Consider the following 13299-nt stretch of genomic DNA (forward strand, 5'->3'; position numbering starts at 1 on the left):
AAGAGACCACGACTCGTCGACGAGTTGCGGGGGTGCGGGGGGGTCAGGTGGTGATGGTGGTGGCGAGGTAGGTGCCGATCCCGGCCATGCCCGCCTTGTTCGGGTGCAGGGGCGCCGCGATCGCGGTGGGGATCAGGCCTTCGAACCACTTGCTCGACGGCGGGCGGCACGCGTCGTGCCCGACGCTCACCGGCCGGATGTCGAGGAACTTCGCGCCGTGCGCCTGTGCCTGACCGGCGAGCGCCTCGTCGAGGTGACCGATCGTCCCCTGGACGTAGTTCGCGTCCTTCGCCGACAGCGGGACGATCGGCCAGCAGCCGTTGTGGGGCAGGTAGGTCCCGTAGCCGACCACGTAGACGTCCGCCTCGGGCGCGCGGGCGGCGATCTGGTCCAGCAGCTCGCCCCACTTCGGCGCGAAGGCGTCGATCTTCTCGGCCAGCTGGTCGTGCCCGCCCGCGGTGAACCGGTTCGCACACGACGGGATGACGCCGGGTAGTGGGTTCAAGCAGGTCAGTACGGCACTGACCAGGCCGACGTCGTTCGCCCCGATGGTCAGCGTGACCGTCTTCGCCCGCGTGTCCACCGCGTCGAGCTGCGGAGCCACCGGTCCGGTGAACGTCTGCTGCCGACCGGTGAAGTCGGCTGTCGTCGCACTCGAACAGGTGACGTCGGTCAGCGCGGCCCCGGTCTGCTTCGCCACCACGTGCGGGTAGTCGGCCAGCGAACGCAGGCAGCCCAGCGAAGACGTGTCGGCCGGGAGTATCAGCGGGCCCGCCGCCGCGGAGTCACCGAGAGCCACATAGCCGCCCGGGGACTCGGCAGCCGACGCCGTCACCGCCGAACCGGCCAGCATCGTCGAAACCGCCAGCGCGGTGAACCAGGTCCGCTTTGCACTGAGCTGCACGCCATCCTCCTTGATGGTCACCAAAATCTGGTGTTCGTGACATCATCAGTGGCGGGGGTCACGTCCGCCGCTGGGAATCCGAGCAGAAAAAGGGAGCGGAGTTTGTGACGCAGCACAACGAGCCCGACGTGCCCGTCGTGGGCGGCGTCCCCGTCCACACGCTGCTGGGCGGCTCGGTCCCCGAACTGCTGCCGCGCGTGCTCGAACGGATCAAGCGCGAGGTCCCCGACTACCGGCGGTTGCCCGCCGAGGAGCTGCGCGGGGACATCGCCGGAATCACCCGCGACGCGCTACGTGCCTTCGTGCGAAGCCTGCGTGAGCAGCGGCCGCTCGGCGAGAGCGAACTCCTGCAGGTGAGCGCTTCGGCGGCGCGGCGGGCGGAGGAGGGCTTCCCGCTGGAGGCCGTCCTCGCCGCGTACCACGTCGGTGTCAGGGAGATCTTCGCGTTCATCGCGGCGCAGGCGAGCGAAGGAGACCTGCCCGCGCTCGCCGCGACAGCGGATCAGGTGCTGCGTTTCCTCGGCGCCATCTCGGGCGCCGTCACCAGCGGGTACCTCGACGAGCTCCGCACCAAGTTGGGCCAGGAGCACGACTCCCGGCGTACCCTGCTCTCCGCCCTGCTCGCGGGTGAACCGGTCGAAGCGGTGGCCAGGGCGGAGCGGTATCTGGTGCTCACTGTCACGCTCGGCAGGCACGCGGACGAAGGAGCGCCGACCGTGGACACCGCGATCGCGGTCCGGCGCAAACTCCGGCGCTTCCTGGCCACCTTCGAGCAGGTGTGCGCGGCCCCGGTACTGGCCTCGATGGAGGGCGCCGGCGGGATCGTGCTGCTGCCGCTCACTTCCGGAGTGTCCGAAGTGGACTGGACGAACTGGCGTGCGGTGGTCGGCCGTGCCGCGCAGGCGGCGGGCGCCCCGGTGACCGCCGCGGGCGAGGACGCCGCGGCCCAGGACGTGCCCGGCGCCGCCGCACGGACCGGGGAGGTGCTCGACGTGCTGTCCTGGTTCGGGCGCGAACCCGGGCTCTACCGGATCGACGACGTCCTGGTCGAGTACCAGCTCACCCGGCCGGGCGCCGCCCGTGACCGGCTCGCCGCGCTGCTCGCGCCGCTGGAGCGCCATCCGGATCTCTTGACCACGCTGGAGTGCTACCTGGCCCAGCAGGTCAACCGCCGCCGGACGGCCGCGGCCCTGCACATTCATCCCAACACCGTCGACTACCGGCTGCGGCGCGTGCAGCAGCTCACCGGTGTCGATCCGGTTCAGCCCGCGGGCCTGCCGCGCATGCTGGCGGCCGTCGCGGCCCGCCGGGCCGGATCGGGAACCGGACGCCGCGGTGCCGGGATCTCGGGGATCTCGGTGACCTGACCGGCCGCACGCACGAACCGGAAGACGGCTCCGAGCGCGAGGCCGGTGAGTCCGCCCGCGGCGAGCACCAGTGCGGCGCGGGCGGACTCGGCGTCGAACACGAGCTGCCCGGCTCGCCCCACGAAGAAGCCGGACTGGACGGCCCAAGCGACCGCGGTCACCCCGAGTGCCGCAGCCGGGCCGGTGTACGCGGACAACGCCAGAACGACCAGGACCAGTGCGAACAGCGCGTACCCCGGCCGGGCCGCCGCACCGGAAAGACCCGCGGCCGTCGCGGCGGTCACCACCGCCACACAGCCGAGCGGGAAGGCGAAACCTCCGTCGAGCCTTCCGTCCGGAAGAGTCCTGGTCCTCATGCCTCCAGTGGAACCCGGCCGCTGTCACGCCTTCGGGTGCAGGACACTTTCCCTACGCGCGGACAGTCTTTTTTGACACCGTCTTGACACGGCTCAGGTGCGGGCCGTGGTCCTGACGATCGTCTCCACGATCTCCGGCCACAGCTCCTGCGGCAGGTCGTGCCCCATTCCGGGCAGCACCACCAGTTCGGCGCCGGAGATCGCCTCGGCGGTGGCCTTCGCGCCGCTGACGTCGATCAGCGGGTCGCCCGCGCCGTGGATGACCGAGACCGGCAGGTCCACCTTCCGCAGCCCCTCGGTGCGGTCGCCGGAGGCGGTCACCGCCGCGGCCTGCCGCAGTGCGCCCGCCGGGTGGTAGGCGCGGTCGTAGTTCGCCGTGATCTTCGCGCGCAGCTCGTCTTCCCGCGGCGGGTAGCCGGGCGCCGCCGTCACCTTCGAGGCTTTGACGCTCTCTTCGATGTTCTGCTCGCGGGTGGCGGCGGGTGGGCGCATCAGCGCGGCCATCGCCTCGGGCGTGGCCTGCCCGACCGAGCGGTCGCCGGTGGTGGACATGATCGAGGTGACGCTCAGCAGCCTGTCCGGGTGGTCGATCGCCAGCTGCTGCACGATCATCCCGCCCATCGAGGCGCCGGCCACGTGCGCCTTGGCGAACCCGAGCGCGTCGAACAGGCCCACGGTGTCGTCGCTCATGTCGGACAGCAGGTACGGCGCGGTACTGAGATCGCCGCCGATCAGCGCGGCGAGGTCGGGGGCGGGCAGGTCGTCGAAGTACGTCGACAGGCCGATGTCCCGGTTGTCGAAGCGGACCACGTGGAACCCCCGCGCGGCGAGCAGCTCGCAGAATCCCGTGTCCCACACGGTCAGCTGCGCGCCCAGTCCCATCACGAGCACCAACGGCGGGTCGGCCTGGTCGCCGAAGGTTTCGTATTCCAGCTCTAGGCCGTTCGAGTGTGCGCGGGGCATGTCCCAATACTGCCTGAAAGCCGCCGCACCGGCACGCTTCCCGGCGCGGGAGTTGACAGCGACGTGACAGCGGGCGGGCGTACTGTGCACCGATGCCGGGGGCTCGCTCCCGGTTGAGCCCCCGGCACCCACCTCCCCCTCGAGGTGCCGGGGGTTCTTTACGCGCCCTGAATCCGCGGGAACACTTCGCCGACCAGCGTCACCAGCGACCTGCTCAGCAGGATGTGCACCTGCTCGCGGTTGAGCGCGCCCCGCACCAGCCATTCGCGGCCCGCCGCCTTGACCATCCCGCCGAACGCCCTGACCAGCGCGTTGAGCTCCTGGCCGTGTTCACTCTCGCGGGAGAGCCCGACGGCTTCGAGCACCCTGTCGGCGGACTCGCGGTCCGCCTCCTCGAGGATGCGCTCCACCTCGAGGTCCCGTCCGATGCCCTCCGGGGCGATCGCGGCGAGCCACATTTTCTCCTGACTGGTGACCATGTCGAGGAACCAGTCGATGGCCACGTCGGCCCGTAGCTCCAGCGGACCCTCCGGAAGGATGTCCACGGCGAGGCGCGGCACGGTCAGCGCCCGCCGGATCACCACGAGGTACAGCTCGCGCTTGGTGCCGAAATAATGGTTGATCAAGCCCCTGGCCACTCCGGCCGCGGCCGCTATGTCCGAAGTGGACACCGCCGAGTATGGCCGTTCGCCGAAGAGCCGGGCGGCGCAGACGAAGATCTGTTCCTTCCGCTCGTCCGGCTCCAGTCGTCGCCATCTCGGCGCGGGCTCGGTGTTCATACAACATATATTCGCATGATCGGTTCAGTCGGGCAGGCTGATGGGGGCGATGTCGTCGAAAAGGTCGCCCGGTCCGGGATTCGCCGGATCGGTGGCGCCGCCGAAATGCCGGAGTACTCCCCACACCGCGTTCAGCGCCGTCTGCACGGCGCCTTCGGCCCAGCCCGCCGTCCAGGAAACGTCGTCACCCGCGAGGAACAGCCCACGATAACGCGGTTCCAGCCGGTCCTGCATGAAATGGGTGAAAAGCCGGTGCTGGTAGCGGTAGTGGCCGGGGAGATTGGCCTTGAACGCGCCCATGAAATGCGGCTCCGCCTCCCAGGACACGGTCACCGGATCGCCGATGATGTGCCGCCGGACGTCGACCGAGGGATAGATCTCGGCCAGTGACTGGAGCATTACCTCGACCCGTTCGGAAACCGACAACGGTAACCATTTCAGTGAATCGTCCGCCCAGGTGTAGGACAGGCAGATCACCGCGGGCGCGCCGGGATCGTCGCCGAGCAGGTAGGTGCCGCGCGGCATCCGGTCGGTCAGCGTCATGCTCATCGTGTCGCGCCCGGTCGCCGGGTCGGTGTCCAGCCAGAACGGCCGGTCCACCGGCACGAACACCTTCGAGGACTCCATGTAGTGCGTGCGCTCGATCGCCGTCCAGTGGTCGATCGGGAACAGCGCCTCGTCGCAGGCGATCTTGGACAGCAGCATCCAGCTCTGCGCGGTGAACACCGCCGCGCCGAAGGTCCGGATGTGGCCTTCGGTGTCGGTCACGGTGATGTTGCCCGGCGCCGTGCGATGCAGCCGTGCGACGCCCGGTTTGGGCAGGCCGCCCGCGTGCAGCGATTTCAGGCTGGTGCCCGCCGGCCAGTGCGCGAGCTCGCCTGGCGCGCGTTCCCACAGCCGCACCGGCAGCTGCTGGCTGCCGCCGACGATGCTGCGGTGCTCGTCGTCCGCGCCGGTGTACACCACGCGCAGGATCTCGAGGATCGAGTTCGGGAAGTCGGTGTCCCAGCCGCCGGTGCCGAAACCGACCTGGCCGAAGGTCTCGCGATCGCGGAACGAGGCGAACGCGGGAGAGTCGCAGAGGAAGCCGTAGAAGGTCTGGTCGTCGAGCTTTTCGACCAGCTCGTTCCAGATCCGCTTGATCGTCTTGGCGTCCCGGTCCCGGATCGCGGCCTGCATCTCGCCGAATTCGGCGTGCTCGTCCAGCGTGCGCTGCCAGGCGCGGGCGACGTCGCCGAACACCGCGGGCAGCTCCTCGGCCGTCGTCGCGTAGTGGCTCTGTCCCTTGAGGTCCACGACCGTGCTCGGGGTCTCTGGCGCCAGCGGGTTCGGGAACGGCTTCGTGGCCAGGCCGGTCTTGTCGATGTAGTGGAAGAGCGTGGTCGACGACGGCGGGAAGCGCATCGCGCCCATCTCCGCGATCACGTCGGGCGGGCAGCCGTCGAAGCCGACCGAGCGCAGGCGCCCGCCGAGCTCGGCGACCTCGTAGACCACCGGGCGCAGGCCGAGTTTCATCAGTTCGTACGCGGTGACGACGCCGGAGAGGCCGCCGCCGATCACCGCGACCTCGGTGCCGTGCGCCTCGGCGGGCACCGAGCCGAGCCCGGCCGGGTGCTTCAGGTAGTCGTCGTAGGCGAACGGGAAGTCGGGGCCGAACATCGTGATCGGCCGCCCGGCGGGTTCGTCGGTGTGGATCGCGGTGGGCACGGCGGAGGTCATGCGGAAGGTCCTTCAGCTGTCAAGGGCGCGATCAGGGTGCGGTAGAGCTCGGGGCGGCGATCCGCGAGGTGGGTGTTCTCGGCGCGGGACGCGAGCAGCTTTGAGCGGTCGGCCTCGGCGGTGATCAGCTCCACACCTGCGCCCGCCCGTGCCAGTACGGCACCCGTCGGAGCGACGACACAGCTGCGGCCGCAGTAGGTGAGCTCGCCTTCGGTGTCGCAGCGGTTGGCGTAGACGACGTAGAGCTGGCTCTCGTAGGCGCGCGCGGGCACCACGGTGTCCGCGACCAGTTCGTACGGGCTCATCAGCGCTGTCGGTACTAGCAGCAGCTCGGTCCCCGCCAGCGCGTGCGCGCGCACCAGCTCGGGGAACTCGACGTCGTAGCAGATCAGCAGGCCGACCGTGAGCCCGCCGAGTTCGGCCTGGACCACGGCGTCCGCGCCGGGGGTGAACCAGGTGCGGTCGAGCTCACCGAACAGGTGCGACTTGCGGTAGTTCGCCAGCCGCCCGCCGTTGGCGCCGACGAGCTGAACGCTGTTGTGCACCTGCTCGCCGTCCCGCTCTGGATAGCCGTAGGCGAGCGCGATGCCGGTCTCGCGGGCGAGCTCGGCCATGCTTGCCGCGCCCGGCCCGGTGGCGGGCTCGGCGAGTTCGTGCGCGGCCGCGCCGATGTTGTAGCCGGTGGTGATCATTTCGGCGGCCACCAGCAGGTCCGCGCCGCGGGCGGCCGCGTCGGCGGCGGCTTGGGGAAGTTCGGCGAACGGGCCCTGGTGGACGGCGACGATCACGACTTGCCCGCCAGCCGCGACCGGTGGACGCCGTAGCCGAAGTAGAGCGCCAGTCCCAGCAGCATCCAGCCGCCGAACACGATCCAGGTCGCGCCGTCGAGGCTGAGCATCATGTACGCGCAGCACGCCACCCCGATGATCGGCGTGACCGGCGAGAACGGCACCCGGAACGTCCGTGGCAGGTCCGGCTTGCGACGGCGTAGCAGCAGCACGGCCACGTTGACCAGGCCGAACGCGAACAGCGTGCCGATGCTGGTCGCGTCCGCGAGCTTGCCCAGCGGGATGAACGCCGCCAGCGCCGCCACGAACCCGGACACGATCATGGTGTTGACCTTCGGCGTGCCGGTTTTGGCATCCACTTTGGACAGTGCTTTCGGGACGAGCCCGTCGCGCGACATGGCGAACAGGATCCGGGTCTGCCCGTAGAGCACGGTGAGCACCACGCTGGAGATCGCCACGATCGCGCCGATGGCCAGCAGGATGGACCAGATCTTGTTGTCCACCACGGAACTGAGCACGTGCGAGAGCGCGGCCTGCTGATCGCCGAACTGCTGCCACGGCAGCGCCCCGACGGCCGCGAAGGCCACCAGGCAGTACAGCACGGTGACGATGGCCAGTGAGAGCAGGATCGCGCGCGGCAGGTCGCGCTGCGGGTCGCGGGCCTCCTCCCCGGCGGTGGACGCGGCGTCGAACCCGATGTAGGAGAAGAACAGCTTCGCCCCGCCCGCGCTCATCCCGGCCAGGCCCAGCGGCAGGAACGGGCTGAAGTTCTTCGCCTGCACGGCGGTGAACGCGATGGCGCAGAACAGCACCAGCGTCGCGATCTTGACCACGACCATGATCGTGTTGGCCCGCGCGCTCTCCTTGGCGCCGGAGATCAGTAGCAGCATCGCCAGCAGCACCACCACGATGGCCGGGACGTTCACCACCCCGCCGTCGACCCCGGGCGGCTGGCTCAGCGCGTCCGGGATGGCGAAGCCGAACACCAGCCGCAGCAGTTCGTTGAGGTACTGCCCCCAGCCGACCGCGACCGAGGCGACCGAGACCCCGTACTCCAGCACCAGGCACCAGCCGCAGACCCACGCCACCAGCTCGCCGAGCGTCGCGTAGGCGTAGGAGTAGGACGAACCCGAGAGCGGGATCATCCCGGCGAGCTCGGCGTAGGACAGCGCGGAGAACAGGGCCGTGATCCCGGCCAGCACGAACGACAGCACCACGGCGGGCCCGGCCACCGGCACGGCCTCCCCGAGCACCACGAAGATCCCGCTGCCCAGCGTCGCGCCGATGCTCAGCGTCGTCAGCTGGGTCAGCCCGAGCGAGCGCCGGAGGTTCCCGCCCTCGCCGTGGCCGCCCTCGGCGACCAGGTCGGCGACGGGTTTGCGGCGCAGCATCGCGGTGCGGAGCCGCCCGTCGCTCGGCGGCGCCGAACTGCTGGGGTCGTTCACGTGGGGTTCCTCCTCGCTGAGGCATGACGCGTGACGGCGCCGCTGTTCCGGATCACGATATCGTTCGAATTCCGGTCCAGAAAACACCGATACGTTGTGCAAGACGACTAATTTTCAGTGATCTAGTGTGCTATGCGAGGAATCCTCGACGATTCGTTTCGCAGCGTCCCGGCAGGCAAATTCGGGTTCACCCCGAGGGAACCGGCCGCTGGCCTGCGAGGCTTTACGGTCTGGTGGCCCGGCCGACCTTGGGTGACCCCCCCTAACCCACATCGGCCGGGCCCTTTACTTCCGCCGCGGCCCGCCCGGCGGGCAGCAGCAGCGTGAACGTCGGGGGCTCGGGCCTGCTGAGCCGCAGCCGCCCGCCCTCGGCCTCCGCGAGGCTGCGAGCCAGCCGCAGCCCGATGCCGTGGCCGGCCGGAGCGCTCCTGGCGGCGCTGAACGGATCGAAGTCACTGTCGAGCCCCGGTCCCTCGTCGACGACGTCGATGGCGAGCACCTCACCGGCGTCCCTGGCCGTCACGGTCACCGCGCCCTGGCCGTGGGTCACCGCGTTGTCCACCAGCACCCCGAGGATCTGCCGGACCGCCGCGGCCGCCGCCCGCGCGGGCGGCGCCTGCCCGAAGTCGATGTGCAGGGGCCTGCCCCGCCCGTCCATGAGCCCGCGCCAGGCCTGGTCGACCTCGGTCAGCAGGGCGTCGAGGTCGAGCAGCGCCCGCGCCGCGCCGGGTTGCCTGGCCAGTGCCAGCAGGTCGTCGATGGTGCGCTCCAGCCGATCGGCCGCGGCGATGCCGGAGTGGATCGCGAGGTAGGGGTCGCGGCCCGGCTCGAGCCCGGCTTCCAGCTGCAGGCGGAGGCCGGTCAGCGGGGTCCGCAGCTGGTGCGAGGCGTCGGCGGAGAACGTCCGCTCACGCTCGAGCGTCTCGCCGACCCGCTGGGCCGTGGTGTTGAGGGCGTCGGCGACCTGGTCGATCTCGGGCACCCCGCTGGGCGCGGCGCGAACGGTGAAGTCCCCGTCGCCGAACCGCTCGGCCGCCGACGAGAGCTCCTCCAGCGGCTTGACCAGCCGGGCGGTGATGCGGCGGGCGAGCATCCAGCTGGTGGCGACCGCGACCACCGCGCAGCCCAGCATGGCCAGCCAGGTCGCCGCGGTGCGCCAGACCAGCTCCGAGTGTGGCACCGCGGCGCGGACGAACCCGGCCAGCTCGGCGCCGTTCACGACGGGGATGGCGAGCACCAGCTCGTCACCGGCCTCACCGGTGCTCATGTCGGTGCCCGCGGCGGCCCGCACGACCGGGTCCGCCGTCGCCGGCCCCTGTCCGGCCAGCAGCACTCCCGCCGGGGAGTACACGCCGATGCTGACTTCGCGGTCCTTCGCGGGGCCGACCCGCGGCGTGCGCGCGGCGGCGAAGTCGGCCGCGACGGACACCGCGGCCGCGTCCGCGGCGCGTTCGAGCTCGGAGGTCTCGTTCCCGGCGTAGAACCGTGACACCGCGAATCCCAGCGGCAGACCGAACAGGCTGATCGCCACCACTGCCGCCACCACCGTCAGCGTCACGATCCGGCGGCGCACGCCTAGGGCTCCCCGACTCGGGCGGCGGGCAGTTCCAGCCGGTAGCCGTGCCCGCGCAACGTGGAGATGCTGGGGACGTCACCGGGCGATCCCGCCGAGTCCGCGAGCTTGCGGCGCAGCGCGGCGATGTGCACGTCGAGCGTCTTCGTCGAGCCGTACCAGTGCGCGTCCCAGACCTCGGTCATCAGCGTGTCCCGGCTGACCGCGACCCCCGGCTCCTCGGCGAGCCTGGCGAGCAGGTCGAACTCCTTCGCCCGCAGCACGACCTCCTGCCCGGCGAGGCTCACCCGCCGCCCGGCGGTGTCCACCCGCAGCCTGCCGACGGTGATCGCGGGCTTGCTGTCCGGCCCCGGCACCCCGCGCCGCAGGTGCGCCCGCACCCTGGCCTGCAGCTCGGCCAGCCGGATCGGCTTGGTGAGATAGTCGTCGGCGCCGGCTTCGAGCCCGACCACGACGTCCATCTCGTCCTGGCGCGCTGTGAGGATCACGAGCACCGCCCCCGGCAGCATCGCCCGCAGCCGTCGGCACACCTCGACCCCGTCGAGATCCGGCAGCCCCAGGTCCAGCAGCACGAGGTCGATGTCGCCCCGTTCGGCGCAGGTCAGCGCCGCCCGCCCGCTGCGCTGCCAGCTGACCTGGTAGCCGTGCAGCCCGAGACTCGATTCCAGGACGCTGCCGATCGCCTCGTCGTCTTCCACCACCAGCAACCTCGACATGACCGCAGCGTAACGACCGAACCGGGCGGTGACCCTGTGGAAGTCCGCAAACCTCCCCATCCCCAGGTCAGGCCCGCTTCCGCGGCCCGTGTCGAGTTGCCCCTCAAGGCCACCATGACGGCGTTTAACGCCGTGATGGTGGCCTTCAGGGACAGTCAGCGCTGGTGCGGGGGAGCGGTACTGCCGCGGAGCACGACCTCGCCTGCCATCCGGACCACCCGCGCCCTGGTCCCGGTGGACCCCTTGATCGCCATTTCCATCGCCCGCTCGCCAAGCTCCTCCAGTGGCAGCGCGACGGTGGTCAACGCCGGTGTGAGGTCCCTGACCACCGGGATGTCGTCGAAACCGGCGATCGAGATGTCGCCCGGCACCGAAAGGCCCGCTTCGCGCACCGCGGTCATCGCGCCGATCGCCATCACGTCGGTCACCGCGAAGACACAGGTCGGCAGCTTCTTTCCGGCCAGGACCCTCGACATCGCGGAGTAGCCGCCGTCGCGGGTGAACGCGTCTTCGACGATGTCCTGTTCGCGCAGTTTCACCCCGTGCGACGCGAGTTCGTCGGTGAATCCGCTGAGGCGGTCGACCACGGTGCTGAGCTTCCGGGGCCCGGCCAGCACCGCGAACTTGCGGTGTCCGAGGCCGAACAGCGCTTTCGCCAGCGCGGCGGCCCCGGCGCGGTTCTCCGGCTGGACCGTGTCGATCTTGAGCCCGCGATGCCTGCTGACCGCGGCCACCTGGCCGCCGCCGCGCCGGTACGGCTCCAGTTCGGCGGCCATCGCGCGTTCCCAGGCCCTGTCCTCGAACGCCGAGCCGATCAGCAGGATCGCCGACGCCCGCTGCGCCCGCAGCGTCGAGACGTAGGCGACTTCCCGGCCGGGATCGCGGAAGGTGTTGGCGAGCATGACGAGCAGGTCGTTGTCGTTCGCCACCCGCATCGCCCCGCCCGCGATGGCGGCGAAGTACGGGTCGCCGACGTCGTGGCAGATGACCCCGACCGTGTGATGCGAACCGCCGGCGAGTGCCTGTGCGTGAGCGTTCGGGGTGTAGGCGAGCTCGGACGCCGCGGACACCACCCGATCGCGTAGGTCACCCCGGACGTTGGTGGTGCCGTTGAGTACCCGTGACGCCGTCGCGAGCGACACGTTCGCGGTGCGGGCGACATCGGACAGCGTCACGTGCGGCCGGGCCTTCATGGTGATCCTCCTGTTGTCGCATCAAACGCGTCAAACACAGTGTCACGTCAAACACAGTGTCGCTTCGGGCATAGTGTCGTTCATGATCGGTCTGTACCCGGAAATCGAACCTTACGACCACGGGATGCTGCCGGTGGGTGACGGCAACGAGATCTACTGGGAGGAATGCGGAAATCCCGCGGGCAAACCCGTGGTTTTTCTGCACGGCGGGCCGGGCGGCGGGGCCAACGCCCGGCAACGAAGGCTGTTCGACCCGCGACGGTACCGGATCATCCTGCTGGATCAGCGCGGTTGCGGCCGCAGCACACCGCATTGCGGTACCCCGGAAGCCGATCTCGCGGTCAACACGACCTGGCACCTGGTCGCCGATCTCGAACAGCTGCGCGAATTCCTCGCGATCAGGCGCTGGCAGGTGTTCGGCGGTTCCTGGGGGAGCACCCTCGCGCTCGCCTACGCCCAGAAACACCCGGAACGGACAACGGAACTCGTGCTGCGAGGGGTCGCCACCCTGCGGGTAAAGGAGTTGCAATGGCTTTTCGGTGGTGGAGCGGGCTTCCTGTTCCCCGAAGCGTGGGCGCGGTTCCTGCGCCCGGTGCCGTACGCGCGGCGCGCCGAAAACCTCATCGAGGTCTATCACGAGCTACTGCACCATCCTGATGCCGACGTGCACGGCCCGGCGGCCGTCGCGTGGAGCCGCTGGGAGGGCGAGACGGTGAAGCTGCGGCCAGCGCAGGACGTGATCGACGCCTTCACCGAGCCCGCCTTCGCGCTCGCCATCGCCCGCATCGAGAACCACTACTTCCGTCACGGCGGCTGGTTCAGCGAGGACCAGCTGCTCCGCGAAGCCGGGAAGCTCGACGGCATCCCGTGCGTAGTCATCCAGGGACGCTATGACGTAGTCACCCCGGTCGTCACGGCCTGGGAGCTTTGCCAGGCGCTGCCGGAAGCCCAGCTCGTCGTCGTCAGCGACGCCGGGCACGCGTTCGACGAGCCCGGGACGCTGCACGAGCTGGTCAGCGCGACGGACGCGTTCGCGGCAGACTGGGCACCGGGCGACTGACCTGCACGACTGACGAGATGAGGGAGCATTCATGCTTTTCGGTGACGAGCACGTTCGCCGCTACGAGGAGACCGACGGGGAGGTCGGCCACGACTGGCAGGACGGCGTGCCCGCCCTGGTCCTCACGACCACGGGCCGCAAGACCGGTGAGGAGCGCAAGTTCGCCCTCATCTACCAGATCGTCGACGGCAACGCGGTGATCGTGGCCTCCAAGGGCGGCGCGCCCAACCACCCCGGCTGGTACTTCAACCTGGAGGCCAAGCCCGAGGTGCAGGTCCAGGTCAAGGCGGACAAGTACACCGCGCACGCCCGGACGGCCGAGGGCGCCGAGCGCGCGAAGCTCTGGGAAGCGCTGGCCAAGGTCTGGCCCGACTACAACGAATACCAGAAAAAGACCGACCGTGAGATCCCCGTCGTGGTGCTCGAGCGGGTGTGA

General features: G+C 70.2%; 13 protein-coding genes. 3 read left to right on the top strand and 10 right to left on the bottom strand.

The window, feature by feature from the left end; all coding sequences use genetic code 11:
- Positions 1-43: 43 nt before the first annotated feature.
- Positions 44-904, bottom strand: coding sequence for an SGNH/GDSL hydrolase family protein (locus QMK34_RS28375; protein WP_326417553.1), 861 nt, complete (start codon positions 902-904; stop codon positions 44-46).
- Between the two features lie 104 nt (positions 905-1008).
- Between QMK34_RS28375 and QMK34_RS28380 the strand changes: the two genes are divergently transcribed.
- Positions 1009-2271, top strand: a complete 1263-nt coding sequence (locus tag QMK34_RS28380) for a PucR family transcriptional regulator (protein WP_326417554.1) — start codon at positions 1009-1011, stop codon at positions 2269-2271.
- Here the strand turns inward: QMK34_RS28380 and QMK34_RS28385 are convergent.
- The 9 genes from QMK34_RS28385 to QMK34_RS28425 form a co-directional block, all read right to left on the bottom strand.
- Entirely contained in the window at positions 2166-2627 is a 462-nt protein-coding gene (locus tag QMK34_RS28385; RefSeq protein WP_326417555.1) for a hypothetical protein, read from the bottom strand. The genes QMK34_RS28380 and QMK34_RS28385 overlap by 106 nt on opposite strands.
- A gap of 93 nt (positions 2628-2720) precedes the next feature.
- The gene (locus QMK34_RS28390) at positions 2721-3590 is read right to left on the bottom strand and encodes an alpha/beta fold hydrolase (protein ID WP_326417556.1); all 870 of its coding nucleotides are present in this window, start codon (positions 3588-3590) and stop codon (positions 2721-2723) included.
- A 158-nt stretch (positions 3591-3748) separates the two neighbouring features.
- Positions 3749-4369 (bottom strand): TetR/AcrR family transcriptional regulator, encoded by a 621-nt coding sequence (locus QMK34_RS28395; protein WP_326417557.1) that lies wholly within the window; start codon positions 4367-4369, stop codon positions 3749-3751.
- Positions 4370-4393: 24 nt separating this feature from the next.
- A complete protein-coding gene (locus QMK34_RS28400) occupies positions 4394-6088 on the bottom strand; it encodes a flavin monoamine oxidase family protein (protein ID WP_326417558.1) in 1695 nt (564 codons plus the stop codon).
- Positions 6085-6876 (bottom strand): carbon-nitrogen hydrolase family protein, encoded by a 792-nt coding sequence (locus QMK34_RS28405; RefSeq protein ID WP_326417559.1) that lies wholly within the window; start codon positions 6874-6876, stop codon positions 6085-6087. Before QMK34_RS28405 ends, QMK34_RS28400 begins: the two co-directional genes overlap by 4 nt.
- A complete protein-coding gene (locus QMK34_RS28410) occupies positions 6873-8267 on the bottom strand; it encodes an amino acid permease (protein WP_326417602.1) in 1395 nt (464 codons plus the stop codon). The genes QMK34_RS28405 and QMK34_RS28410 overlap by 4 nt, the downstream gene beginning before the upstream one ends.
- Positions 8268-8583: 316 nt before the next feature.
- Positions 8584-9894: a HAMP domain-containing sensor histidine kinase gene (locus QMK34_RS28415; protein ID WP_326417560.1), complete on the bottom strand. Its 1311-nt coding sequence runs from the start codon at positions 9892-9894 to the stop codon at positions 8584-8586.
- A 2-nt stretch (positions 9895-9896) separates the two neighbouring features.
- Positions 9897-10610, bottom strand: coding sequence for a response regulator transcription factor (locus QMK34_RS28420; RefSeq protein WP_326417561.1), 714 nt, complete (start codon positions 10608-10610; stop codon positions 9897-9899).
- Positions 10611-10765: 155 nt separating this feature from the next.
- Positions 10766-11803, bottom strand: a complete 1038-nt coding sequence (locus QMK34_RS28425; RefSeq protein ID WP_326417562.1) for a LacI family DNA-binding transcriptional regulator — start codon at positions 11801-11803, stop codon at positions 10766-10768.
- 82 nt (positions 11804-11885) lie between these two features.
- Here QMK34_RS28425 and pip point away from each other — a divergent pair, with 82 nt between their 5' ends.
- Together pip and QMK34_RS28435 are read left to right on the top strand one after the other, a co-directional pair.
- Entirely contained in the window at positions 11886-12863 is a 978-nt protein-coding gene (gene pip, locus QMK34_RS28430; RefSeq protein ID WP_326417564.1) for a prolyl aminopeptidase, read from the top strand.
- Between the two features lie 31 nt (positions 12864-12894).
- Positions 12895-13299 (top strand): nitroreductase family deazaflavin-dependent oxidoreductase, encoded by a 405-nt coding sequence (locus QMK34_RS28435; protein ID WP_326417565.1) that lies wholly within the window; start codon positions 12895-12897, stop codon positions 13297-13299.

The sequence above is a fragment of the Amycolatopsis sp. H20-H5 genome (assembly GCF_035828755.1).
Classification (GTDB): domain Bacteria; phylum Actinomycetota; class Actinomycetes; order Mycobacteriales; family Pseudonocardiaceae; genus Amycolatopsis.

Bases quoted from the DNA above. Each gene is read 5' to 3' on its own strand.
- QMK34_RS28385 (WP_326417555.1), bottom strand. From the start codon at position 2,627: ATGAGGACCAGGACTCTTCCGGACGGAAGGCTCGACGGAGGTTTCGCC.
- QMK34_RS28390 (WP_326417556.1), bottom strand. From the start codon at position 3,590: ATGCCCCGCGCACACTCGAACGGCCTAGAGCTGGAATACGAAACCTTC.
- QMK34_RS28395 (WP_326417557.1), bottom strand. From the start codon at position 4,369: ATGAACACCGAGCCCGCGCCGAGATGGCGACGACTGGAGCCGGACGAG.
- QMK34_RS28400 (WP_326417558.1), bottom strand. From the start codon at position 6,088: ATGACCTCCGCCGTGCCCACCGCGATCCACACCGACGAACCCGCCGGG.
- QMK34_RS28410 (WP_326417602.1), bottom strand. From the start codon at position 8,267: ATGCTGCGCCGCAAACCCGTCGCCGACCTGGTCGCCGAGGGCGGCCAC.
- QMK34_RS28420 (WP_326417561.1), bottom strand. From the start codon at position 10,610: ATGTCGAGGTTGCTGGTGGTGGAAGACGACGAGGCGATCGGCAGCGTC.
- QMK34_RS28425 (WP_326417562.1), bottom strand. From the start codon at position 11,803: ATGAAGGCCCGGCCGCACGTGACGCTGTCCGATGTCGCCCGCACCGCG.
- pip (WP_326417564.1), top strand. From the start codon at position 11,886: ATGATCGGTCTGTACCCGGAAATCGAACCTTACGACCACGGGATGCTG.
- QMK34_RS28435 (WP_326417565.1), top strand. From the start codon at position 12,895: ATGCTTTTCGGTGACGAGCACGTTCGCCGCTACGAGGAGACCGACGGG.